This is a genomic window from Bacillus sp. AFS002410 (genome assembly GCF_002556365.1).
In the GTDB taxonomy this organism is placed as follows: Bacteria; Bacillota; Bacilli; order Bacillales; family Bacillaceae_G; genus Gottfriedia.
In genome coordinates, this window is the sequence record NZ_NUEU01000075.1 from 1 (window position 1) to 214 (window position 214).

Here is a 214-nt window from a genome sequence, read left to right on the forward strand (position 1 = left end):
GTCCTGTACCGTTCTGCTTCGCCTCGGCCGCAGACGTGACAGCCCGCATTGCTGCGTTGGCGATGGAGACGCTGGTTTTCCGCGACGGACCCGAGCGAACCTCGGCCATGATGTCGTCGATCGTCTCTGCCGCCTCATGCGCCAGCAAGCGGACATCGGCCATGGGATCGTTTGCAGCGGCATAGATGCGCCCGGCCTCGTTCGCCAGTGCGAG

1 protein-coding gene is annotated in these 214 nt (G+C 65.0%); it reads right to left on the bottom strand.

Annotation, left to right across the window (positions count from 1 at the left end):
• Positions 1–214: hypothetical protein (locus CN692_RS19315; RefSeq protein WP_218923563.1), on the bottom strand; the 214-nt coding region annotated here is incomplete at both ends.